General features: G+C 36.7%; 20 protein-coding genes and 1 pseudogene. 19 read left to right on the top strand and 2 right to left on the bottom strand.

All coding sequences use genetic code 11. The annotated features are described in order from the left end of the window. The first annotated feature begins 21 nt into the window (after nucleotides 1-21). The 11 genes and pseudogenes from C1A12_RS15075 to C1A12_RS15120 all read left to right on the top strand — a co-directional run bounded on the left by C1A12_RS15075 (nucleotide 22) and on the right by C1A12_RS15120 (nucleotide 13,323). The gene (locus tag C1A12_RS15075; protein ID WP_101845093.1) at nucleotides 22-888 is read left to right on the top strand and encodes a MurR/RpiR family transcriptional regulator; all 867 of its coding nucleotides are present in this window, start codon (nucleotides 22-24) and stop codon (nucleotides 886-888) included. A 153-nt stretch (nucleotides 889-1,041) separates the two neighbouring features. Beyond that, nucleotides 1,042-1,481, top strand: a pseudogene (locus C1A12_RS15080) (SDR family NAD(P)-dependent oxidoreductase); the annotation flags it as partial. Between the two features lie 232 nt (nucleotides 1,482-1,713). Next, the gene (locus C1A12_RS15085) at nucleotides 1,714-2,442 is read left to right on the top strand and encodes an MOSC domain-containing protein (RefSeq protein WP_101845095.1); all 729 of its coding nucleotides are present in this window, start codon (nucleotides 1,714-1,716) and stop codon (nucleotides 2,440-2,442) included. Nucleotides 2,443-3,736: 1,294 nt separating this feature from the next. Further along, nucleotides 3,737-4,597 carry a MurR/RpiR family transcriptional regulator gene (locus tag C1A12_RS15090; protein WP_101845097.1) on the top strand — a complete coding sequence of 287 codons (861 nt, stop codon included), beginning with the start codon at nucleotides 3,737-3,739 and terminating at the stop codon, nucleotides 4,595-4,597. Between the two features lie 221 nt (nucleotides 4,598-4,818). Continuing rightward, complete coding sequence (locus C1A12_RS15095; RefSeq protein ID WP_101845098.1) at nucleotides 4,819-5,745, top strand: proline dehydrogenase family protein; 927 nt, start codon at nucleotides 4,819-4,821, stop codon at nucleotides 5,743-5,745. Nucleotide 5,746: 1 nt separating this feature from the next. Continuing rightward, a complete protein-coding gene (pruA, locus tag C1A12_RS15100) occupies nucleotides 5,747-7,324 on the top strand; it encodes an L-glutamate gamma-semialdehyde dehydrogenase (RefSeq protein ID WP_101845100.1) in 1,578 nt (525 codons plus the stop codon). A gap of 489 nt (nucleotides 7,325-7,813) precedes the next feature. Beyond that, on the top strand, nucleotides 7,814-9,289 hold the full coding sequence (gene putP, locus C1A12_RS15105) for a sodium/proline symporter PutP (RefSeq protein ID WP_101845101.1): 1,476 nt from the start codon (nucleotides 7,814-7,816) through the stop codon (nucleotides 9,287-9,289). A gap of 232 nt (nucleotides 9,290-9,521) precedes the next feature. Then, a complete protein-coding gene (locus tag C1A12_RS15110; protein WP_101845103.1) occupies nucleotides 9,522-10,574 on the top strand; it encodes a proline racemase family protein in 1,053 nt (350 codons plus the stop codon). A 145-nt stretch (nucleotides 10,575-10,719) separates the two neighbouring features. Beyond that, entirely contained in the window at nucleotides 10,720-11,688 is a 969-nt protein-coding gene (locus C1A12_RS15115; RefSeq protein ID WP_101845105.1) for an ornithine cyclodeaminase family protein, read from the top strand. A gap of 207 nt (nucleotides 11,689-11,895) precedes the next feature. Continuing rightward, a complete protein-coding gene (locus C1A12_RS21525; RefSeq protein ID WP_255408422.1) occupies nucleotides 11,896-12,018 on the top strand; it encodes a hypothetical protein in 123 nt (40 codons plus the stop codon). A gap of 180 nt (nucleotides 12,019-12,198) precedes the next feature. Beyond that, complete coding sequence (locus tag C1A12_RS15120; RefSeq protein ID WP_101845107.1) at nucleotides 12,199-13,323, top strand: tyramine oxidase subunit B; 1,125 nt, start codon at nucleotides 12,199-12,201, stop codon at nucleotides 13,321-13,323. A 953-nt stretch (nucleotides 13,324-14,276) separates the two neighbouring features. On the opposite strand, the gene C1A12_RS15125 is transcribed toward C1A12_RS15120, so the two are convergent. After that, a complete protein-coding gene (locus tag C1A12_RS15125) occupies nucleotides 14,277-14,822 on the bottom strand; it encodes a helix-turn-helix domain-containing protein (protein WP_101845109.1) in 546 nt (181 codons plus the stop codon). Between the two features lie 429 nt (nucleotides 14,823-15,251). Between C1A12_RS15125 and C1A12_RS15130 the strand changes: the two genes are divergently transcribed. From C1A12_RS15130 to C1A12_RS15150, 5 genes are all read left to right on the top strand, one after another. Next, the gene (locus C1A12_RS15130) at nucleotides 15,252-15,524 is read left to right on the top strand and encodes a (2Fe-2S)-binding protein (RefSeq protein WP_101845110.1); all 273 of its coding nucleotides are present in this window, start codon (nucleotides 15,252-15,254) and stop codon (nucleotides 15,522-15,524) included. A 35-nt stretch (nucleotides 15,525-15,559) separates the two neighbouring features. Then, nucleotides 15,560-15,868: a (2Fe-2S)-binding protein gene (locus C1A12_RS15135; protein WP_145997066.1), complete on the top strand. Its 309-nt coding sequence runs from the start codon at nucleotides 15,560-15,562 to the stop codon at nucleotides 15,866-15,868. Next, entirely contained in the window at nucleotides 15,861-17,069 is a 1,209-nt protein-coding gene (locus tag C1A12_RS15140) for an NAD(P)/FAD-dependent oxidoreductase (RefSeq protein ID WP_101846471.1), read from the top strand. The genes C1A12_RS15135 and C1A12_RS15140 overlap by 8 nt, the downstream gene beginning before the upstream one ends. Nucleotides 17,070-17,106: 37 nt before the next feature. Continuing rightward, complete coding sequence (locus C1A12_RS15145; protein ID WP_101845114.1) at nucleotides 17,107-18,288, top strand: FAD-binding oxidoreductase; 1,182 nt, start codon at nucleotides 17,107-17,109, stop codon at nucleotides 18,286-18,288. An 84-nt stretch (nucleotides 18,289-18,372) separates the two neighbouring features. Further along, on the top strand, nucleotides 18,373-19,116 hold the full coding sequence (locus tag C1A12_RS15150) for an ornithine cyclodeaminase (protein WP_101845116.1): 744 nt from the start codon (nucleotides 18,373-18,375) through the stop codon (nucleotides 19,114-19,116). A 109-nt stretch (nucleotides 19,117-19,225) separates the two neighbouring features. Here the strand turns inward: C1A12_RS15150 and C1A12_RS15155 are convergent, their stop codons facing one another. Next, the gene (locus C1A12_RS15155; protein ID WP_235001624.1) at nucleotides 19,226-19,609 is read right to left on the bottom strand and encodes a branched-chain amino acid transport system II carrier protein; all 384 of its coding nucleotides are present in this window, start codon (nucleotides 19,607-19,609) and stop codon (nucleotides 19,226-19,228) included. Here C1A12_RS15155 and brnQ point away from each other — a divergent pair. The 3 genes from brnQ (at nucleotide 19,601) to C1A12_RS15170 (ending at nucleotide 23,776) form a co-directional block, all read left to right on the top strand. Then, nucleotides 19,601-20,620 carry a branched-chain amino acid transport system II carrier protein gene (gene brnQ, locus C1A12_RS15160; protein WP_101845118.1) on the top strand — a complete coding sequence of 340 codons (1,020 nt, stop codon included), beginning with the start codon at nucleotides 19,601-19,603 and terminating at the stop codon, nucleotides 20,618-20,620. The two genes, C1A12_RS15155 and brnQ, sit on opposite strands and share 9 nt — an antisense overlap. An 874-nt stretch (nucleotides 20,621-21,494) precedes the next feature. Then, nucleotides 21,495-23,099, top strand: a complete 1,605-nt coding sequence (locus C1A12_RS15165; RefSeq protein WP_101845120.1) for a sensor histidine kinase — start codon at nucleotides 21,495-21,497, stop codon at nucleotides 23,097-23,099. Then, on the top strand, nucleotides 23,099-23,776 hold the full coding sequence (locus C1A12_RS15170) for a response regulator (RefSeq protein ID WP_101845122.1): 678 nt from the start codon (nucleotides 23,099-23,101) through the stop codon (nucleotides 23,774-23,776). Before C1A12_RS15165 ends, C1A12_RS15170 begins: the two co-directional genes overlap by 1 nt. The last annotated feature ends 5 nt before the right edge of the window (nucleotides 23,777-23,781 follow it).

Below are 23,781 nucleotides of genomic sequence, written 5' to 3' on the forward strand. Positions count from 1 at the left end.
CAGTGGTGAAAGGAGATTCAAATGAGCTCACACAACCAATCATTAATTACTGAAATAATTAATATTAAAGATTCTCTACCAAAAAAACAAAGACAATTATGCGATTATATCTTAAAGAGTTATCAATCAATAGGGTTGACAACTGTTAAAGAGCTTGCAGATAATGCTAAAGTTGGAGTTTCAACGGTTATGCGCACGATAAATGCATTAGGGTATGGCAACTTTAATGATTTTCGAAAAGATATCTTTAATGAATCATTGCCTGCTGAATCAAAATGGACGTTAAAGAAGTCTTTTTCCGAAATCCCTAATAAAGAAGAGAGTGCCCCAACTATATTGCAAGTTTGGAACGAATCTATGAATATTCTGGATAAATCATTAGACTCAGAATTGATAGAAAATTTCGAAAGTGTAATTGACGTTATTAGTCATTCAAGTCAGCTTAGTATTTTAGGTAGTAGACCATATAAGGCCATGGCTTTATATCTTGAACAGTTGCTTGGAGAATTTTATTCTAAGATTAGACAATTAAGCCATGATACCGAAGTGCTCTTTGATAAAATATTACAACTAGAAAAGGATGAAGTTTTACTGGTCTTTGCTTTTGAACCATACACTAATCGAATTATACAAGCAGCTATGCTGGCCCATCAAATGGGGATCAAAATTATATTGATAACGGACCATATTTCTTGTCCTATTTTTCGATACTCTTCTGTAACATTAAAAGTAGAAGTAAGTGAAAAACAATTTTCTGTGGTACCCATTATTACCTTGATAGAGTCATTAGTTATTGAACTTGGTAAACGTTCCTCTGAAGAATCAATAAAAAAGTTGAAAAAACTAGAGAGAACACTCCTTGAAAATAATGTAACTTATTCATATTAAAAGACTTTGTATTACGTTAAGTCAGGACTAAACCCTATTGGTGTTGATTTAGGTATTGATGTAAATAAACTTAAAAATTATTTACTATCGTGAAATGATTAATATCCTGCCTAAAAACGCTTGAACCTGATTAGGTTCAAGCGTTTTTTATAGGATTATCAACAGATGATTAATGTGAATCAGCTTGGAGTGTTTAGAGGACTGAGAGCTGTTATTCCGCATATGGAAAAACAGCAAAAAGGTTCTATAATAAACAATTTATCAATTTCTTCGTTCGCTCTAATCAGTAAATCTTCTGCCTATGCTGCGACAAAAGCATCTGTAGTTGCGATGTCTAAAGCAGCAGCAATTGAATTAGGAAAAAAGGAATCCGCGTAAACATGGTACATCCAGGTGGAATTGAAACGGAAATGGCCACGAAAGGGCAGAATGTTCCGGACTATTATAGTTCTGTTCCTTTAGGGCGTATCGGACAACCTGTTGAAATTGCTCGAACTGTAGCGTTTCTTGCTTCTGATGAGAGTTCATATTGCACAGGAACAGAAATTGTCGTTGATGGTGGAATGACTTTGGGGGCTGAGGAAGATCAATAAAAAAGTAGGGTAGACCATTCAAAAAAAGGCTTTTTAATTAGAAGAAACTTGTTGTGGATATAGTGCTATGTGAGACATTTTAGCTAAAGTATTATACAAAAGGGATTAATTACCCAACAGCTTAGGGTTTACCACTTAGATGCATTAATTGATTGTGATTACGCTTCATATTTCTTCAGTCAGATGAACGTAGGAGAATTGGATTTGAGGCAAAGGCATTGGAGGGAATAACATGTTGGTTGGTCATATTAAGGAAATTGTTCGCCATCCGGTAAAATCTTTTCGTGGAGAAAGTGTACAACAAACTAAAATAATGGAATATGGTTTATATGGAGATCGCAGCCATGCTTATTTAGATGATACAAAAAATCAAAATTTCTTAACCATAACCCATTTCCCAGAAATGGTTCGTTATAAAGCTGGATTGGTAGGAGAAGAATTAATGGAGGAATATCCTAAAGTGAAAGTAACGACACCCGAGGGTAGGTTTTTTGATTGGAAAGACCAAGAACTAATAGAAGAAATCGAAAGCAAATCGAACCGGAAAGTCTCTACTATTGAATATTCCCCTACATATGTGCCTATAGGGCCAATTGCAGTAGAAAACATTTTACTTACAACAGATGCTTCATTAGATAAGTTGAAAGAACTATGGGGAAAAGACGAAGTTGATTCGAGACGTTTTCGTCCTAATTTATTTATTTCTTTAAAGGATAAAGCTCCATTTATTGAAGAAGAATGGATTGGCCGTCGGATTAGAATAGGAACTGACGTAGAAATAGAATTCGTAGGACATTGTAAAAGGTGTATGATTATTACTGTTAATCCTGATAATGCCGAACGAGATTCGAGTTTACATAGAACGGTTATAAAAGAAAGAAACAATAACTTTGGCGTTTATGCTTCTGTAATAAAAACAGGTAACATTCAAGTAGATGATGAAGTTCATCTTCTTGAATGAGATGGTTATAAAAGACTATGTATTATAAAGAACCTGTTAATTAACTATACTAGCTAATAGAAGTTGGTTGAAAAGTCATGAGGTTACCTTGAATTCAAGTCTTCTGGTTAGGGGGAGACAGTTGGATAAGCATAGTTTAAATAGAAAAAGTTGCTGTTGCCAACTTGTTGCCGGATTGTCGCGCAAAATGATCTAAAAGCCTATTAATCAATCCTATGTGAACCTATTTCTATTGGAAGAAGAACTGATAAAACAAACTTTAACCCAAGATTATCCAAACCGTTCCTAATCAGTAATGCACCTTGACAGGGTGGCGCTAGTTACATGGCAATGTTTAATATAAGTAAGGTGATAATTCTGACTGGATTTTCTTTATTAATAGAGGTCTTATTTAACCCATACCAACACTGTGAAGTTTTGGAAATTTGTTGTATTGGGGTTTTTAGATCTTATCTTCTATTATTTATTTAATTAAGGGAATAATTTATTAACGACCTAAGCTCTGTTGTAAAGGGATTTATTGCCTGATGTAATACCTGATTGGTATCCATTTTTGTCATTCAAAAGACAAAATGTTATATTTTAATTAGCCTCTCATTAGTTCGTAGAACTTTTGTGAGGCTTTTTTCTTGTGCATTGCCATAATGTTAAAAAAAGATGAGGTTCCACGTGCTCAATTGTATTAGCTTGGTTGATACAGAAGGGGCAGGAACTTCTATTGTCGGGATTTTTGATTTACGGAGTTGCCCTTTCAAAAACAGTTTATACGAGTAAAAAGAATCCTAATTTGTATTATTTATCTAAATGAATGCATGGGTGGCAGGCAGTAATTTGCTTTTTTTATACCTGAAGGTACCGGTTTATAAATTTATAAATAAATACTTACGATTATTTTCCTTTTAAATTAAAAAATCGTTCATTATTCCTTGGACCCTTTAGTGGTTTTTGGGAGTTCACTAATTTAAATTGAAAAGTCAATGAAACCCTCAAAAAGAAATCTCTGTAGGATTCAGTTTTGGTTTGTTTCCATGTTGGCCTCATTCACTACTCATACAGCCGTGGTATTGTTATAATTGGTTTAGTAGTATTCTACACTTTTTTGTCTAATAGTATTGGAACCAAAACTGGAAATATAGAATCAAGCTCTCAAAGAATATAGTTATCGGTTATTGTTTATAATAAAAATAGGTAGATTTAAGGCAGGTTATACCAAACATGTGGAATTCTGCAGTTATAAATCATTAGTATCAACTTGCTATTAAATCTAAGCTTACATATAAAAGGGTATGGTTAAATGGAAAAATATAAAGAAAACATTTTAGATTATATAATTTCTAATAAAAGTCGGTTGACTAAAAAACAACAGTTATTATGTGATTATGTGTTGGAAAATCACAAAGACATTGGCCTAATGACAGTGAAAGAGTTAGCAGAAAAAGCAAATGTTGGAAAAACAACGGTATTAAGATTTGTACAAGAATTAGGGTATGATAGTTTTTTTGAGCTTAAAAAAGAGTTTCATGAGGTTCAAAAAGACTACTCGGATAAGTGGGAAAATGTACAACAGTCTTTTCTCGAGGTTCAAGAAAATAATGTTAATAAAACGTTATATAGTGTATGGCAAGAAGTCTTAAAGGTATTGGATAATTCATTAAATCCTCAACTATTAGACAATTTTGAAGCAGCTTTGGAATTATTGGAGAAGGCTAAGAGCATTAACTTGCTTGGCTCACGTCCCTATAAAGCGATAGCTATTTATACTGAAGCCCTTATAGGAGAATTTGATTCCAGGGTAAGGCAACTAAGTCATACTGACGCCATCTTAGACCACGTACTTCAGTTTGATGAAGATGATGTTTTAGTAATATTTACATTCTCTCCTTATTTGCAACGTGATATTGATGCAGCTGAATTAGCCTTTCAGCAAAATGCTTCTATAATATTAATAACGGATTATTTATCATGTCCTATAACGGATAAGGCTAACGTGGTATTAAAGCTTGAATCAAGTGATCGATATTACACCCTCGTGCCGATGCTCAGTTTGGTAGAAGCTATGGTTATAGAATTAGGCAGACGACAGTCTGGAAGTTCCGTCAACAGAATTAAGAAGTTAGTAAATACATTGAGAGAAAAAAACTATATAGTCGATTAATGAGTTCCCAACCCTCTGTCTAAAGACAAATAGACAGAGGTTTTTTTAATACCAAATGGAACATAAGGTCCTTTTTTTATTAAAAAGGGTTGAACTAATTCAAAATTCTGATAATATATATACCAAGTAAACGCTTACAATATTGCTTCAGTAGATTTATAAAAGGAGGGGTTCTTTTAAAGAGAATAATATATTTTTAATTGAGGGAGTGTTTAATAAGTATGGAGGCACTTTTAAGTAAAACCTTTCAAAATCTTTCAAAGAATTCTATGGCCAACAAAATGGCTAAGAAATATGGTCTCCGGTTTGGTGCGAAGCGGTTTGTCGCTGGAAGTAATTTGGAGCAAGCAATTGAAAGCGTAAGAGAGTTAAATAACAATGGTATGTTGGCGATGTTGAATTATTTAGGAGAGTTTACCAATAGTGAAACAAGCGCTTCAGAAACAACAGAAGATTTAGTGGGGACTATTAAGGCAATAAGAAATGAGCAATTAGATTGTTATTTATCTATTAAGTTAAGCTCTATAGGTCTGGAAATAGGTAAGGATGTCTGCCTTGATAATTTAAAAAAGATACTGGATGAAGCAGAAGCAACAGGAACTTTTGTTAGGTTAGAGATGGAGAACTACTCTAACTGTCAGAAAACATTAGATATTTATAAGGAGATGAAAACAAAGTATGAAAATATCGGAACCGTTATTCAAGCATACTTGTATAGGTCAGCGAAAGACATAAGCGACCTGAATAATTATAACGCCAACTTGAGATTGGTTAAGGGTGCTTATAATGAATCAGCTGAAGTTGCATATCCTAAAAAATCCGATGTAGATGAAAATTTCGAGAGTATTATTACTACTCATTTATTAAATGGAAATTATGCAGGAGTTGCTACTCACGATGATGCTGCAATAAAACACACAATTCGTGTAGCAAAACAAAATAATATTTCAAAGGATAGCTTCGAATTTCAAATGCTTCATGGAATTCGCCCGGATCTACAAAAGCAATTAAGAGATGAAGGATATAAAATCCGCGTTTACTTGCCGTTCGGGAGTGACTGGTTTGGTTATTTTATGCGACGCCTTGCTGAAAGGCCGGAAAATCTAGCATTTGTTGTTAAAAATACATTTAAAAAGGGAGCTGTATAGTATGGTCCAAACTTTAGACTCGCTAAAAGTTGAGCATTTCGAAAATGTAGATAATACTGATTTCACTGATGCAAAGGAAAGGGAGAAACTTAAGAAGGAAATTAATAAACTTCGGAAACAAGGATTAGAAAAAGAATATCCAGTAGTAATTGATGGGAAAGAATATTATACCAAAGATAAAATTGTCTCCACTAATCCAGGGAAAAAAGGTGAAATCATTGGTTATGCCAGTAAAGTAGATAAGGAACTTGCAGAAAAGGCATTAATAAAGTCTACGGAAACATTTAAAAGGTGGAAAACAGTAGTTCCCAAAGAGCGAGCAAATTACTTATTTCGCACAGCAGAATTAATGCAAGAGCGTCGGCATGAATTTTCAGCTCTTCTAGTTCTTGAAGCAGGAAAAAATTATGAAGAAGCAGATGCGGAAGTTTCAGAAGCTATAGATTTTATGAATTTTTATGCTCGTTCGATGATTCAACTAGAAGAGGATACGCATTATTTAAAGAGAGTTCCGGGAGAAAAAAATCATTTAAAATACGTTCCACTAGGCGTAGGATTTATTGTCCCACCTTGGAACTTTCCGTTAGCTATAACTATTGGTCTTACCGTTTCAGCAGTGGTTACTGGAAATACCGTGCTCTTAAAGCCGGCTTCTTACACGCCAATTATCGCCTATAAGTTTTTCGAGCTAATCAATGAAGCAGGTTTACCTAAGGGAGTTATTAATTTTATTACTGGTGACTCAAAAGAATTTGGTGACTTTGTCACTGGACATCGCCTTACTCGTTTTATTAGCTTTACAGGTTCTAAAGATGTCGGCCTCCGTATCAATGAGATTGCTGGTAGAACTGCTGAGGGTCAGGTGTGGATTAAGCGTGTGAATGCTGAAATGGGTGGTAAAGATGGCATTGTGATTGATGAGACAGCAGATTTAGATAAAGCAGCTCAATCAATTATTACATCTGGTTTTACCTTTCAAGGCCAAAAATGTTCTGCTGGTTCAAGAGTAATAGTTGTTGAAGAAGTTTATGAGGAGCTTCTGAATAAAGTCGTGGAATTAGCAAGGGAACTATCTGTTGGTTCTGGAGAAGAGAACCAAGATGTCGGTCCAGTAATTCACGAGAAGGCCTATAATGAAATCTTAGATTATATTAAAGTTGGTAAACAAGAAGCTGTACTTAAATTAGGAGGAGATACTGCGGGGGAAGAAGGTTATTATATTAACCCTACAATTTTTGCAGATGTAGATCCAAATGCCCGTATTATGCAGGAAGAGATCTTCGGACCAGTTATTGCTTTTGCAAAGGCAAAAGATTGGGAAGAAGGGATTGAGATATACAATAATACGGACTATGGTTTGACCGGTGGTTTCTTCTCCTCAAAACAGGATCGCTTAGATGCTGCGGTTGAACGTATGTATTGTGGCAACCTTTATTTAAATCGTGATATTACAGGAGCTCTGGTAGGGGTACACCCATTTGGTGGCTTTAACCTTTCTGGTACAGACTCCAAAGCTGGTAGCTATGAATACTTGAAACTGTTCAGTCAAGGAAAAACGTATACTCAAGCAGATGAATAAAGTATGTCTCTTTCCTCTCCTATTAATTATAGGAGAGGAAAGAGACCAATTTGTATTAACTACATGACAGACCTACGCTTATCCACTTTATGTTCCGCTCGCCCCTTTTATACCCTAAGTAAATTGTGCTTGGATGAACATTACATTAAAGATTCTCAGTTAATATAATCGATGAATTGTACACAACATATAGAACAACTTCTTTAGTCACCGATGATGGAAAGGTTATACGATATTTTCATTATCTCTCGTTAGAGGATGTTTTTTCTGTTAACCTCCCTTTCGCTCAAGGTAGTTTTATAACAAAAAACTGAAAGGTAGTGAAATATATGTTTACAACTGGTACATTAATAGTTTTATTTGTTCCTATGCCCTTGCTCATTTTATTTTCAATAGTATCCGTTTTTAGCCAGACAAATAATGAAAAACAAAATAATTTATCAACTGAAAAAGAACGGAAATTAGTATAAAAGGAGGCATCTGTGAAACATGAATTATATTTCTTTGATTGTATTTGTCACCTATTTTGCCCTTTTACTATTAATTGGTTATCTAGCATATAGAAAAAGTAATAACTTTTCAGACTATATATTAGGAGGTAGAAAACTAGGTCCAGTCATTGGCGGAGTTAGTACGGGTGCTTCTGACATGAGTGGGTGGTTGTTATTAGCGTTCCCGGGCGCTGTTTATGCGGGAGGAATTTCGAGTGGTGTTTGGCTTGCAGTCGGACTGGCAATTGGAGCTTATGTGAATTGGAGATTCGTAGGTAATAAGATAAGGCAATTCAGTATAGTAGCCGGTGATTCTGAGACACTTCCTGAATTTTTAGAAAATCGTACACGAGATAAAACTAGAGCTATTAAAATTATTTCTTCATTCTTCATTCTGATCTTCTTTACTTTCTATGTTTCTTCGGGGCTAGTGGCAGGAGGATTACTCTTTGAACAAACTTTTGGTATTTCCTACACTAAGGGCTTACTAATAATTGGTTTAGTTGTTTTAATTTACACAACTACAGGTGGCTTTTTTGCTGTAACCTGGACGGATTTTCTTCAAGGAATAATTATGTTGTTTGCTGTAGTGATTGTACCTATAGTAGCGTTCACTGAGCTAGGAGGATGGAAGTCTACCATATTTCAGGTGGGAGATGTTTCAACCAACAACCTTGATGCCTTCTCAGGAATTACAATTTTGGGTGTTATCTCTGGATTAGGCTGGGGTATACTTGGATACTTTGGTCAGCCACATGCCATTTTAAGATTCATGGCATTTAGCTCTTCAAAAGACGTCACTATCGGAAGAGCAGTTTATACTGTATGGAATGTGGTCGCTATGTACGGTGCCATGTTTATCGGTATAGCAGGAATTGCTTTTTTTGCTAATAATCCTTTAAACGATCCAGAAGTAGTGTTTATTCAATTATCCCAATTGTTATTTAATCCATGGGTTACTGGTTTGTTATTAGTTGCCTTATTAGCTGCGGTTATGAGTACAGTAAGTACACAATTGTTAGTTTCAGCTACTGCTTTGGCTGAAGATTTGTATAAAGGTTTGTTTAGAAAGAAAGCTATAGAACGTGAACTATTTTGGGTCATCCGATTGGCAATTATAGCAGTTACCGGTGTGGCTCTACTCGTAGGTTTAAATCCCCAGTCGTCAATTTTAGGGTTAGTTAGTTATGCATGGGCGGGTTTCGGTGCTGTATTTGGTCCTTCAGTTTTACTAACACTGTTTTGGAAAGGAACCACTAGAAATGGAATACTGGCAGGTATTATTGTGGGAGGTCTTACAGTTATATTGTGGAGTTTGCTTTCCTCTGCAGGCATTATCCCATTTGTACTATACGAACTTATACCGGGCTTCATTTTTTCCACTTTAGCTATTCTCATTTTTTCGAGGTTAGGTTCACCACCAACTAAAGAAATGAATGAAGAGTTTGAGTTAGCGCACCAAAGCAATATATGACTTGGAGTTAAGTTTGGGTTATCACTCTTATTGGGGTTCGATATAAGAATGTACGAGCTTCAAGCCAAATATAGGTAGAAAAAACCAAATTTAGGAGGGGGAGAATATCTAAACGACTAAGAAGAAATTTTATTCTTAGATGAAGAAGACATACCATCTGGTTCCATAGCCATTTCTCACTGTTATCTGTGAAAGAAAATCTATCAATTTAACAAAAAAGGAGTGTGAACCTATGAGTTTTAAAAGAATGATCCATGCTGTTGACACCCATTCTGGGGAACCCATGCGTGTTATTACAGGAGGAGTTCCTAACATACCTGGAAAAACTGTTTTTGAGCAGATGTGTTGGCTTGAAAGAAACGACGATCAGCTTCGTAAGTTTATGTTAAGAGAACCAAGGGGATATCCTCCTCATTGTTGTAACATTATTGTACCACCGAAGCACCCAGATGCAGATGCTGGTTACATCATCATGGAGCAGGTTGAGTACCCAGTTATGTCGGGTGGGAATACTATTGCAGTGGTTACAGTGTTATTAGAAACTGGAATGTTGCCTATGCATGAACCATTAACAGAACTAACACTAGAAGCTCCCGCAGGACTTATTAACATAAAAGCAGAATGTTCAAATGGCAAAGTTTCCAGCGTTACATTTAAGAATGTTCCAGCTTTTGCACCCTATATAGACACAGAAATTAATGTACCTCATTTAGGTAAAGTAAAGGTAGATGTCGGGTGGGGAGGGATGTTTTACGTCATTGCTGACGTACGCCAGTTTAAGGATCTTGAACTCATCCCAGAACATGGACGTGAAATTGCTCGCATCTCCTCTATGATACGCAAGGCCGCTCAGGAACAATTACCTGTGGAACATCCTGATTATCCGGCAGTAGGTATTACTATATCTCAGCTTTCTGGCCCGCCTACAAATTCTGAAGCAGATTGGAAGAATGTTGTTAACGTCGCTTCTGGAAATCTTGACTGGGAGGATCTTTCTACCTGGACAGGGGCTCTGGATCGGTGCCCTTGCGGGACTGGAACTAGTGCAAAAATGGCCACGTTGTATGCTAAGGGCGAATTAAAATTAAACCAAGATTTCCGACACGAAGGGATTTTAGGGACAGTATATAATGGTTGTCTTGTTGATGAGGTTAAAATTGGAGACTATAAAGCTGTTGTACCAACTGTTAAAGGACAGGCGTGGATTACTGGGTTTAACACTTATGTACTTGATCCAACAGATCCTTTTCCTAACGGATTCAGTATAGGAGATATTTGGGCGTAAGGGAGTAAAATAAGACAGATTAAATAATTTCGGGATAAATTCAGTAATAATAGGTTGTTGGACAAAAAATTCACCAAAATCCCATCAGAGTAATTGAAACTTTAAAAAAATATATCAGACACTATTTAAATCTAAGGAGGATATTATGCGACAAATTACAGAAGAAGAAGTACAAAATATACTTAATATGGAATTGGTTCTCCCTGTTATCAAGGAGGCTTATGAAGATTGTGTTGAAGGGAATATTTATGCAGGAAACCGTATTTTTATGCCTATTCGAGGAGAAAAAAATGTCGGACAATGGCTAGTCGCTAATTGTACGAACAAACCATTCTTCGGTTCAAAATTCTCATCTGTTTTCCCAGGAAATAAAAAAAAAGGTATGCCTAGTACAATCTCTAAAATCAGTTTATATTCAGCTGATACTGGCGAACTTCAAGCACTGATTGATGCGAACTATCTGACTGCTATCAAAACAGGCAGCAGTGCAGCAATGGCTACTGACTTAATGGCAAGAAAAGATGCCAACAAACTAGGAATTATCGGCTCAGGACTCCAAGCGTTTTCTCAAGTATTGGCCATCCAAGAAATTCGGCCTATTGAGGTACTTTACGTGTATGATATTGATCCTGGACGAGTAGAAAAATTTATTGAAAGAATTGAAAAAGTCAAAAATCGGCCATATAAAATTATTGCGGCTAAAATGGCAGACGAGTGCGTGTCATCCTCTGATATTATCTGTACTTGTACTACCTCACTTACTCCTGTTTTTAAAGGGAGTTCAGTGAAACCTGGTACACATATCAACGCGATTGGTTCTTTTACCTCTTTTATGCAGGAAATTGATACAGAAACAGTACTGAAATCGGATAAAGTAATCACGGAACACGTTGAAGGTTTATGGGAAGCCGCCGGTGATATTTTGATTCCATTCGAACAGGGGAAGATTACTAAAGACAAAGTGTCAGGTACGGTGGGAGATGTGCTAACTGAAAAAATTCCAAAAAGAGAAAATGAGCAAGAAATCACGCTCTATGAAAGCGTCGGATCCGGTGTCTTAGATATCGCACTTTCTATTGCTGTTTACAATAAATTAGGGAAAGATGTGAAATAAACTATTATTAAAGTATTTATTCAGAAAGGGGCATTGTAACGTGACAGCGTGACGGGGAGTAAGATCTAGACAATTGCACCAATAGCCAAAGTCCATAAAACAAGGGTTTATCAATTTTGCCTTAGGTCAAGTACTTACACCAAAGGTATGAATGAGGAATTTGAGTTAGCTCAAAAAAGTAAAATATGATTGAGGAGTGAGAGGTTAATGTGGATTATCACTACTTTTTCTAAAGAAGATATAAGGATGTATGAATTTCAAACCAAAAAGGAAGCAGTTAATTTTATGAAAACAATTAAGGTACGAAAAGTGTTAACGTATATTGAATAATTCAAGTCCCTAATTGTATTAGAAACATAGTTTTCAATACAGAATTGACCTCAAGGTAAATAATGAGTGATAAAGAAATGATTGTATTTAGCATCTAGTATTCTATAGATTCAATAGCTTTTCACATTAAATACAGAGTTTTATTAAATAGTATCAAGCTTATAATTAGGAGGAAAAAATATGACTAACCAACAAGTAGAATTTTTATTCTTAAGTGAGGAAGACATTGTAGAAGCTGGTGCGCTGAACATGGATCACTGCGTGGAGACTATTGATGAAACATTTAAATTACTTGGTAAGGGTGATTATGTAATGGGGGGGCCAAGAGGGGATGATCATGGAATAATGTTATGGTTCCCTAAAAATACTCAATTCCCTAATATGCCTCTTAAAGGGCCAGACCGTCGTTTCATGTCTCTTATTTCTTATCTTGGTGGAAACTTTAACATCTGTGGGGAAAAGTGGTATGGATCTAATATAGAAAACCAAAAGAAGGGGTTGCCACGTTCTATTCACACCATAACATTAAATGATGCTGATACTGGTGCTCCTCTTGCATTAATGTCCGGAAACTTGATTAGTGCCATGCGTACAGGGGCGGTTCCGGGAGTTGCTACAAAATACCTGGCTTCCAAAAATGCAAAAGTAGTAGGAGCTATTGGAGGAGGGGTTATAAATAGAGCTTGTATAGAAGCTATTATCACTTCACACCCAGCTACTGAAAAAATAACGTTGTTTGATATTAACCTTGAAAAAGGCAAAGAAATTGCAAATCAATTAACCAAAGAATTGGGAGTTGAAACAGTAGCGGCTGAAAGCATGCAAGAATGTGTTGAGGAATCAGATATTTTAACTGTAGCTACTTCTGGTCACCAAAAACCTCGTATTGAAAAAGAGTGGATAAAAGAGGGAGCGTTAATCACTCTTACAGGAGCTGTAGACTTTCCTGATGAAATTTTGACTGAAAATACAATTGTTGCAGATTTATGGGGAATGCATCAAGGATGGTTGCGAGATGGATTAGAACACGAAGAAGGAATAGATAGTATCTTGGATTGGGCAATGTCAGGACAATTATTGAAACTAGTGCAAAATAATAAATTAAATGAGCAAAAAGTAAAGGATCTGGGCAATATTGCTCTAGGAGAAATAAAAGGAAGAGACTCAGAAAAAGATATCATTATTTTTGTAACCGGGGGACTTCCTGTTGAGGATGCTGCATGGGGGTATAAAGTTTACCAAAATGCTAAAGAAAAAGAAATTGGCCAAAAATTAAAATTATGGGATACTCCACACTGGGCTTAGGGAAATAATTATTACTTAAGAGTTAACTGGAACAGGTAATCTCTAGCTACTATAGTGATATATAAAAGCTATATACGACCATCTTGTCAAGCGAGGTGGTCGCATTATTTCCTCTAGGGGAAATTTTCATTAATTCTACACAATGGAATTGAATATTTTTACTAGATTATGAATTGATAGAAGAGGTTTTTTATCTATCTAACAATAGTTTCCACTCATACCATACATCCCTTTCCCTTCTTCAAATAGGTACTCTTTCATGGTGGAGACGGATGGATAGCCAAGATAACAAGTGGTTGGTAGGTAGCTCAATCAGTGATAATCACTTGGTACTTTTCCTCATCCTTTGTAGTCATCAATGCCAATGACTTGTTGTAATTGTGAGACTGCTACCTCATCTAACCTACGCTTAATGACATTGCCATACTCTTACTCATCTATGACTGTATCTATATACTCATGGAAACATACTAAAAACTACCAGAAATAAAAATATACATTAAATTGAACACTATTCCTCTTTATTCACTTAGATGAAGACATGGGCGGCATGATGTGATAGCGCCCAAAACCCTTTCAAAATAGGATTTGAGAACAATTTGACTGGATTTTGGCTGGTTTTAAAAATCGTTTACTAAATCTAGGATCCCCTCAAGAGTTTATAAACTCTTAGGGGTATTTTCTTTCAATAGGTGATTGGTCCTTTCCCTTTGGAAGAAGTTAAGCTATAAGCGATCAATTTTCCTCTGTTACAAATTCCAGGTAAGTTTTCTCGCACCATTCTTGTTCCAAGGCTTGAATCTTTCCTTCTAAATCTTGGTCACTTGTTGTGCCCCTCGCACACCCAATTTACATAGGGTTACGCTTGATAATTACCATTTCTTTATTCTTAAGGTATTTTGATGAGTAACAGCCTATTCCTTGATTGCTGGTAATATTAATCCCAGCTTTTATTAGCTAGAGTTAGTAGTACTAACAAATAAAAACTTAATAGGGTTTTCCGTTTTATTGAACCAATTGTGAGGTTTACTTGAATCTAAGTGAATACTGTCTCCAGAATAAAGATCATACTCGTTCTCATTCAAAATAATAGTTAATGTCCCATCTATAACATAAATAAACTCTTGACCTTCGTGTGAAAAGGGGATTCCTCTTTTATCACCTGGCAGTAAGGTGACTAAGACCGGGACAAATAAAGGATCAGAAACATTCCCGGAAAGGTCAGAATAAGTAAAAGATTGTTTTTGTATGGTTTGTTCTTCACTTGCTCTTCTTATCATGCCTTCGTCAACTTGTATATTATCTGGGAAAAAATAGCTCGGACTCACTTCAAGAGCTTCTGAAATCTTTCTTAAAGATAATAATGTTATGGAACAAAGTGAACGTTCCACTTGTGATAAAAAACTTATAGAGAGATTTGTTTTTTTCGAAACTTCTTTTAGTGTCATTTTTCTTTCTTTTCGTAGGCTTTTAATTAAACTTCCTATCTCTTCATTCATGAGTACACCTCAAAATCAGTATATATTCGATCAGTCTTAGAGTTGTTAGTTAAATCAAATTATATAGGAATACAGATTCAATTAAAACACGAGGGTGTAAAGGTTACAATGAAGGTCGGGGAATAATACAACATATCTAATAAAGGAACCTTTGCCTTTCTAGCACCGTAAAAGGGCATAAGTGTTTGAATTTTAAGAAAACATAAAGTATAATTTCAGTGAGACTTAAATTTTCCCTGATAGCTATTAAAAAAATTGAATTAATAAAAGGGTATATATTTTTTTATTCAATAATTTAAGTGACACTGAAATTTGGTAGCGCTTACGGATAACTATTTTAATCTCTCTTTCTCTTATAGAATTCTGCAGTAAGATTAATAATCTTTTTGTAGATACTTTACTTAAACGTAAACTGATGGAGGCTTAATAATGAATAAGGATGAATTGATCATATGTAGGTGCGAAGAAGTGAATTATCAAACTTTAAGAGATACAGCTCACAAATACCAGTGTACTTCCAGAGAGTTGAAACTAAGAACTCGGGCAGGCATGGGCTACTGTGGGGGGAGATCATGCCGCTTAATGGTGGATAAAATTGCGAATTCAAATGAAGGTGAGCAAGATCTCACGTATATATCGCTGAAATATCAACCACCTGTTCGACCAATTAAGTTTGAAGATTTAGGGGGGGATAAGAATTGACGCGAAGAATCTTAGACCACCCTATACTGGGAAAAATGGAAGACTTAGATGACTCTAATTATGTATCTTTTCAATTTAATGAAGTAATTTACCAAGGAATAGAGAATGAGTCATTGGCTGCTGCATTGTTAGCTAATGGCATTCGTACGCTACGCTATCATGAAGAAAGTGGAAGAGCTAGAGGGATTTATTGTAACATTGGCCATTGCTATGAGTGTAGGGTTACTATAGACGGAAGGCCAGGGGTTAGAGCCTGTTTAACGCCTGTTAAGGAAGGGATGGATGTCGTAAGTGGCAAACCTATATCTTCTAATGAAGGAGGGGTGAGCAGTGAGGCTGAATAATGCAATCATTATTGGGGCGGGGCCCGCAGGACTTACCGCAGCTGCGACTTGTGCAGAAAATGGAATGAACGTCCTGGTTATTGACGAGTACATGAGAACGGGTGGCCGGTTACTGGGACAACTATATGAAGAACCAGATGGTGGTTGGTGGAATGGAATTGAAGAGTCACGGAACCTATATGAAAAAGCCGTTGAACTAGGAGTTGAATTTCACTTGAATACTCCGGTAAATAATTTGGAAAATGAGGGCGGCGTTTGGACTATTTATACTGAGCAAGAAATTTTTCAAACCGAACATCTATTATTAGCTACTGGAGCGGCAGAGTCTCCAATTCCTATTCCTGGGTGGACGTTGCCAGGAGTTATGTCGGTGGGGGCAGCTCAAGTGATGACAAATGTTCATCGTGTTCAACCTGGCGATCGAGGAATTATTATTGGCGTGAATGTCTTGTCTGCTGCAATCGCAATGGAGTTAAGTTTAGCAAATATAGAAGTAGTTTCACTAGCTTTACCAGAGAAAAACCTTATCACTCAAGAATCCGCGAATCCAAAAGAGGTTATGAAATCTCTGCTGCATGTATCTCATATGGCTCCCTCTAAGTTCGCTCGCTGGGGTAGTAGACTTATGAAGAACAGTTTTATGCAAACATTAGGAGTTAATTTCTACCCTAAGAGTGGAGTGAAAATGTGGAACATTCCAGTTCAGCTTAGAAAAGCTGTTACAGAAATTTATGGTGACGATAAAGTAGAAGGAGTCAAACTAGCTACGATTAATGCCAAAGGAGAGATTGTTCCGGGAAGTGAAGAAAATATTACTTTAGACTTTGTGTGTATTGCAGGAGGGTTATACCCTCTGGCCGAATTAGCTGCTGTCGCAGGGTGCCCCTTCTATTTGGTAGAAGAATTAGGGGGCTATGTTCCATTACATAATGAAAGAATGGAAACCCCTCTGCAAGGGCTTTATGTCGCAGGTAATATTACCGGTATTGAAGGAGCCAAAGTTGCTGCTTCCCAAGGAAGAACGGCCGGGTTATCAATGGTTTGCCACGCCACGGAAAATCAACTGGAGGATGAGATTAATTACTCTATGGAACAAACTTCTAAAACTAGAGAGGAAGCTCATATACAATTTCATCCGGAAATAGATAAAGGACGTACAAAGATTTTAAACCAATGGAAATCTTATCATTTGGAAGAGTGAGTAAATGGGTATTTTATAACACCGGGGAGGAATTGATTTGGCAAATAACCGTCATTGTGACGTTATAGTAATCGGAGGCGGTATTGTCGGTTCGGCTATCGCATATTATTGTTCGAAGTCTGAATTGGATATTACCCTTCTGGAAAAGAAAGAGTTGGCTAGTGGTACGTCTTCTAAATGTGACGGCAATATCTTGGCAGTTGACAAAGATCCAGGTTTTGATAGTCAGATGTCTTTGAAAAGCCAAAATCTGGTTCATAAATTAAAAGAGGAACTCGAGATTCCGTTTGACTATAGGAATCCTGGCAGTGTTTTGGTTTGTGAAAACGAATTGGAAATGGAGGCTGCCCAGCGATGGGTTGACCAACAACAAGAAGCGGGGCTGGATTTCAGGATGTTAGACCGCGAGGATTTACGTAATGAGTCATCTTATTTAGCTGATGATCTTTTCGGAGGTCTGGAATGCCGAACTGATTCTATAGTAAATCCCTACATGTTGACATATGCAATGGGGCAAGGCGCAAAAAAATTCGGTGCGAAAATACATACTCATACGGAAGTGAAAAATCTTTATAAAAATCAAAAAAAGATATTTGTTTTAGAAACCAACCACGGTACTTTCACAGCAAACAAAGTGGTGAATGCATGTGGGGCGTGGGCTCCATATATTGGGGAGATGTTAGACATAAACATTCCCATTAAACCACGAAAAGGGCATGTCATCGTCGCCTCAAGACAGAAGCCTGTTGCGTCTAGGAATGTCATGGAATTTGGTTATCTTATATCAAAATTTGGAGGAGAGAGGCAGGTAGATCCAATTACTGAGAAGTATGGAGCTGCTCTAGTGTTTGAACCTACCGAAAGCCAAAATTTTTTAGTAGGAAGTAGTCGTCAATTTAATGGTTATGATACAAAAGTAGATCATGATGTTGTAAAACACATAGCCAAAAGAGCAGTACGCTTCTTCCCTAAGATAAGAGATATGACAGTAATTAGAACATATGCCGGGCTCCGCCCTTGGACGATCGATCACCTTCCTATCATCTCACATGTAGAGGAGGCTCCGGGATTCTATATAGCAGCTGGACACGAAGGAGACGGAATTAGTTTAGCTGCTATCACAGGCAAAGTAATCGAAGAGATGATAAATGGGTTCGAAACCTCTATACCTACTGAACCTCTTCGTTATGATCGTTTTAGTATGGAAGAGAGAGTATGACTACATTCATTCCTATGAAGGAAGAGTTTTCTTTACATTGTTGTAACTGTAGATCTTATTTGACATGAGAGGATGATGGTACAAGTGTTAATTTTAAATGCTGAAGAACAGAAGAAACTTATAGATATGAATGAGGTGATTGATTACGTAGCTGTTGCATTAAAAGAGTTTTCATCAGGGCGAACAGTAACTCCTATACGTGCTGCTTTGCCGTTTCGGAAAGGAGAGAACACATCCCTTGTTATGCCTTCGGTAGCTGAAGAACTTGAAAGCGTAGGGTTAAAAGTCGTAACTGTAGCTCCTAATAACAAAAAAATAGGTAAGAAAACGATTAATGGAGTTGTGATGCTTTCTGACTTTGAAACGGGGGAGCCTATTTCTTTATTAGAAGGATCCCATTTAACAATGGTTAGAACTGGTGCTTTATCAGGGGTAGCTACCAAATATTTATCTCGTGAAGACTCCAAGAAACTATGTGTTATTGGTACGGGGGAGCAAGCGAAAGGCCTCGTTGCTTCTGTATTGGCTGTACGTGAGATAGAGGAAGTTTTGCTATACAACCTGTTAGCACCCATTCAAGAAGGTGTTTTTAATTCAGAGGACATTTACGGAGAACTAGGAAGAATAGTCAATGGTGAATTGAAAGGAAGAAATAGTGATCAAGAGATTACGGTATTTGAATCGGTAGGGGTAGCCGTGTCTGCAGACAAGGTGGTAGTGGAAGCGATAGAAGCTGCTTTAGAAGAAACGGTGGTTGACATCATCGTAGCCCAATACATTTATGACAAAGCTTTAAAGAATAATGTAGGTACAACAATTCAGCTTTAAATTCGATACTAAAAATGATAAGTCAAGAAAATCATTCAAAAGGAGGGGTGTTTTTTCTATCATCCTCTCCATATTCACCCGAGAATGTAAGCGGTTTAAGTATGGAGTATTAGATATAAAAAATATGAAAAGAGGGAGGAATTGGTCCTATAACAGGTTTTATCGCTATCTCATAAACCACAGAAGTTGTTCTTGGGATGACATAGAAAGGGCCAAGCGCTAAGAAAAGGAGAACTGAGAATACCACCGCAAACTTAGGATGCACTCTGCTAGCCAATTTTTCTACTGTTCCTCCGCCACGTGTGAGGGCCACAATTGCTAAAAGAACGAGCCCTACACCTGTAATTAAAAATCCTGTCATAGCAATCCAAGTATTTGTTCCTGCTTGCTGTCCAACTATTGGTGCGAAGATTACATTTCCGGCTCCCAAAAACATAGCAAAAAGCATAAGACCTATAATTAAAATTTTTGAAAATGGCAATGAATCGTTCATTCAACTGACAACACAGCGATTTATTTATTCGTTTTCTCCTTTTTATTTATCCTGTTCACTATACTGCTATCTTGGAATACAACAAAATTTGTAGATCGTTTAGGGAAAATCATAACCCCTATATTCGGAGTTTTGCTGGTGGTTTTGGTGATAAAATCTATTGCTACACCAATGGGTAGTCCAGGTTCTTCTCGAGGAGATTACGTAAGTGGGACCTTTTTGAAAGGATTCACCGAAGGGTATTATACGATGGATGTTCTAGCTGCCTTTGTATTTGGCGGTATTTTCATTAAATCGATTAAGGGGTTAGGTATAAAATCAGAAAAAGAAGTTTCAAAGTTATTTGTAAAAGCAGGGTTGATTACAACTGTTGGTTTAGTAGCTCTTCAAGTATCTATGGCTTGGATCGGCGCCACAAGTATAGACGCAATCGGTTATAAAGAAAACGGAGGAGAAGTATTAGCACAAAGCTCAGAATACTTGCTTGGCCAGGCGGGCATATATGTAATTGGGCTGGTTATCCTTCTAACGGGAGTGACTACTAACGTTGCTTGTTTAGGGGCTGTTTCTGAGTATTTCGAAAAAATCCAAGCGTCTGTGTCCTATAAGAAATGGTTAATAGTATTTGGAGTATTAAGCTTAGTTTTTACCAATTTTGGGCTAAATACTATTTTAACAATGGCTTCTCCAGTTCTTCTGTTATTATATCCATTAGCTATAGCGCTAATCGGATTAATCTTTGCTAATAACTTATTTGGAGGTCATCAAGCAGTATATGTTGGAACAATAACAGGTGTAGGTATTGTAGCAATACTGGATGCTTTAAAAGAAGCAGGTGTTGGTCCAGAAACAATTAATAGTTCTTTCAGTTTTATACCTTTTTTTGAAAATGGAGCTGGGTGGATTGTGACAGGTTTAGTAGGATTTGCTGTAGGTCTTATGATAGCGAAAGTCAAAAGAGAACCTACTACTTTAATTAATAACGCTGGACAAGAAGTGAAAGACGCTTAGTTTGGATAAGAGTAAGTAAAGTTATACATAAGGTGTCTTGGTAAAGTGTTTTTTACTAAGGCATCTTTTTATTTGAAAACTTTTAAACCTTCACAAAGCTTTTATAAAATTTATCGATCGAAGGGTTATACCCGCGTATCCATTCCCATGTTAAACATGGTCGCACTTCTGACTGGATATTGACTGGATTTAATTTATAAATACATATATCCTATTTGATCTTCTTGCTAATAACGTAAAGTTGGAACACCGATTATTTAAGGATTCTTACGTCCTATCTATTATTATTTATTTAATACAGTGAATGGGCGGCATGGTGTAAGCTGTCGTCAAACCCTTTGATATGAAAACCTTTTAAAAGAATATTGACAGGATTTATTCCGTTCGTTTAGATCTGAAGAGCCTTTCATTAGTTAACTAAACTTCTGAGGGGCTCTATTTCGTAAGTAACTGTAAAAGAAATAGCTCCTAATACTAAAACACTACTAAGCTTTCATACGAAAATCAGAAGAAGATGTACATACTTATAAATTTAGCTCTGTAGACTATGACGTACTTCAACTCCAATTATAACGTAACAATTAAATTCTAAGGAAGCAGAAAATAGCGGAATCCATATTGATTGTGGATTCCGCTATTTTTTTAGCTTTTATTAAAGTATTTCCCCATGAAGGTCCGGGTTTTTATTGGCAGATGGAGCATGGGGACTGGGGTTTTCTTGTTCGCAAATAAGTGACCGTTTACATGGAGTTTTGGTTTTTAACACAGAAACCAATATTCAAAGTTTTCAGAACTTATTGACGAATTTTGTCCAATTGATTACCGTTGTTATACAAGTTGGAAAGGTCACTTATATAGGAAAGGGGGAGTGTAGGTGATTAAAAAATTGCTGAATGTATCCATTCAAACAAAAATATTAGGGCTGGTAACTGGTTTGATTATTTTTGTAATCGTTTTATTGTTAGGGGTGTTTACTTATTTTGATACACAGCAAATCTTTTCTAACAAAAAGGATTTAAGTTTACAGACAGCAACTACATTATCGTTTATGCCAACAGTAAGTCAGGCATTGGAAGGTGAGGAGCCTTACTCTGAATTAAAGACTTTATCTGAACGGATAAGGATGCAGTCCGGAGCAAATTTTGTAGTTGTGCAGGATAAATTCGGAAAAGTCATTACGCATCCCGATCAGGAGAGAGTAGGGGAGGTGCAGATTTTTGACGATGGTTATAAAGCTCGTGTCTTTGGAGGGTATTACTACTTGACTTCAGAAGAGTTCATAGGCAAATCTATCGTCGGAAAGGCTCCGGTATATTCAGGAAGCGGTTCGGTATCCGGTGTGGTAACCGTAGGATATCAGGTAAAAAACATAAAATTAGAGATAATGGAACGCATGAGAGATATCCTTACTTTTTCTATTTTTGTTGTTATCGTTGGCATCCTCGCCAGTATTTTTTTAGCGAGACACATTCGAAAAGATACGATGGGACTGGAACCAAGAGAGATTGCAACCCTTTATTGGGATAGAGAAACAATTTTCTCATCGATGAATGAAGGGGTTATTGCTACAGATGAAAATGGAAAAGTGACGATGCTCAATGAAGCGGCAAAAGACCTTCTTCATCTATCGGATCAGTCGCTCAACGGTTATCTGGTAGATATTATGCCAACCGTCCACCTCGATAAAATCATTAGTAAAGAAAAGCAATCAATCAGTTATGAAAGTTATTTGAACTTCAGAGTCATCATTCTCACAATTGTGCCTATCCTCCGAGGAGACAGGGTTTTAGGAACCATCATAACATTGAGGGATAAAACGGAGATTACAGAAATGGTCAATGCTCTATCGGAAGTAAAAAAGTACTCGGAGGATCTGCGTGCGCAAACACATGAATTCGCAAACAAGATGCATATGATTTCCGGACTTTTACAATTGAAAGAATATGAGGAAGCCTTCCAATTGGTTCAAGAAGAAGTTGCAACGATTGACAACTATAACCGGATGATCTTTGAAAGAATACAAGACACAAAGGTGCAGGCGATTTTGCTTGGTAAAATAAGTAAAGCGTCAGAAAAGAAAATCAACTTTGATTTGGAAAAGGATAGCTTTTTGAGTGAATTGCCATCTCATATAGAAGTACCTCATCTGACTATGATTATAGGAAATTTGATTGATAACGCCTTTGATGAAGTATTGAACCAATCTGAACGGAACGTTACCTTTTTTGCATTGGACATAGGGAAAGACGTCATGTTTGAGGTGAGTGATAATGGGTCAGGAATTCCTGAGACCAAAATAAGTAATGTGTTTAAACCTGGTTATTCCACTAAATACAGCGACGTCCAACGAGGTTATGGATTATATAATGTGAAAAATAAAGTGGAGGAACTCAACGGAACCATTGAAGTTCATTCTGATGAGAGAGGAACGATTATCAGTATATTCATTCCAAAAAACAACGTGGGAGGAAGCGTGTAATGATAAAAGTTATGATTGTGGAAGATGATTTTAGGATTGGCAACATCCATGAAAAGTTCATTAATAATATAGAAGGGACGACTTGTGCTGGCAAAGCTTTATCCGGCGAAAAAGCGCTGTCTTTACTAAAAGAAATGGACATTGACCTGCTGTTACTGGATATTTATATGCCAGATTACTTAGGGACGGATTTAATAGATAAAGCGAGAGAATACAATCCGCAACTAGATATTATTATTGTGACAGCAGCTCAGGAAAAAGAATTTTTGGAAGAGTGTATGAGAAAAGGAGTCTTCAATTATTTGATTAAACCAGCGACTTTCGAACGCTTTCAGGAAGTAATTAATGATTATAAACAGCGTCAGCAATTATTAGAAAAGAGATCAGTCATTGACCAGGATGTCGTTGATGAACTTTTCACCACCCTTTCAGGAAAACGGCAGGCTGGCCATTCGTTACCGAAGGGAATTGACCAGATAACATTAAAAAAGGTTCTGGATATGTTGGACACTCGTAAAACAGGATATACGGCGGAAGAAATAGGGAAACAAACTGGCACCTCAAGATCAACAGCAAGAAGGTACCTGGAATATTTAGTGTCTGAAGAAAGAGCAGAAGTGGAGCAAGTCTATGGAATAGTCGGAAGGCCTGAAAGAAGGTATTATTTAATCCATTGATATCA

Source organism: Halobacillus sp. Marseille-P3879 (assembly GCF_900240285.1).
Classification (GTDB): domain Bacteria; phylum Bacillota; class Bacilli; order Bacillales; family Halobacillaceae; genus Halobacillus_A.

Excerpts from the sequence above, each read along its gene's own strand:
- C1A12_RS15090 (WP_101845097.1), top strand. The coding sequence starts at position 3,737 with ATGGAAAAATATAAAGAAAACATTTTAGATTATATAATTTCTAATAAA.
- C1A12_RS15170 (WP_101845122.1), top strand. The coding sequence starts at position 23,099 with ATGATAAAAGTTATGATTGTGGAAGATGATTTTAGGATTGGCAACATC.
- C1A12_RS15155 (WP_235001624.1), bottom strand. The coding sequence starts at position 19,609 with ATGAACGATTCATTGCCATTTTCAAAAATTTTAATTATAGGTCTTATG.
- C1A12_RS15135 (WP_145997066.1), top strand. The coding sequence starts at position 15,560 with ATGGAAGACTTAGATGACTCTAATTATGTATCTTTTCAATTTAATGAA.
- putP (WP_101845101.1), top strand. The coding sequence starts at position 7,814 with ATGAATTATATTTCTTTGATTGTATTTGTCACCTATTTTGCCCTTTTA.
- C1A12_RS21525 (WP_255408422.1), top strand. The coding sequence starts at position 11,896 with ATGTGGATTATCACTACTTTTTCTAAAGAAGATATAAGGATGTATGAA.
- C1A12_RS15120 (WP_101845107.1), top strand. The coding sequence starts at position 12,199 with ATGACTAACCAACAAGTAGAATTTTTATTCTTAAGTGAGGAAGACATT.
- C1A12_RS15110 (WP_101845103.1), top strand. The coding sequence starts at position 9,522 with ATGAGTTTTAAAAGAATGATCCATGCTGTTGACACCCATTCTGGGGAA.
- C1A12_RS15115 (WP_101845105.1), top strand. The coding sequence starts at position 10,720 with ATGCGACAAATTACAGAAGAAGAAGTACAAAATATACTTAATATGGAA.
- pruA (WP_101845100.1), top strand. The coding sequence starts at position 5,747 with ATGGTCCAAACTTTAGACTCGCTAAAAGTTGAGCATTTCGAAAATGTA.
- C1A12_RS15075 (WP_101845093.1), top strand. The coding sequence starts at position 22 with ATGAGCTCACACAACCAATCATTAATTACTGAAATAATTAATATTAAA.
- C1A12_RS15125 (WP_101845109.1), bottom strand. The coding sequence starts at position 14,822 with ATGAATGAAGAGATAGGAAGTTTAATTAAAAGCCTACGAAAAGAAAGA.
- C1A12_RS15130 (WP_101845110.1), top strand. The coding sequence starts at position 15,252 with ATGAATAAGGATGAATTGATCATATGTAGGTGCGAAGAAGTGAATTAT.
- C1A12_RS15095 (WP_101845098.1), top strand. The coding sequence starts at position 4,819 with ATGGAGGCACTTTTAAGTAAAACCTTTCAAAATCTTTCAAAGAATTCT.
- C1A12_RS15085 (WP_101845095.1), top strand. The coding sequence starts at position 1,714 with ATGTTGGTTGGTCATATTAAGGAAATTGTTCGCCATCCGGTAAAATCT.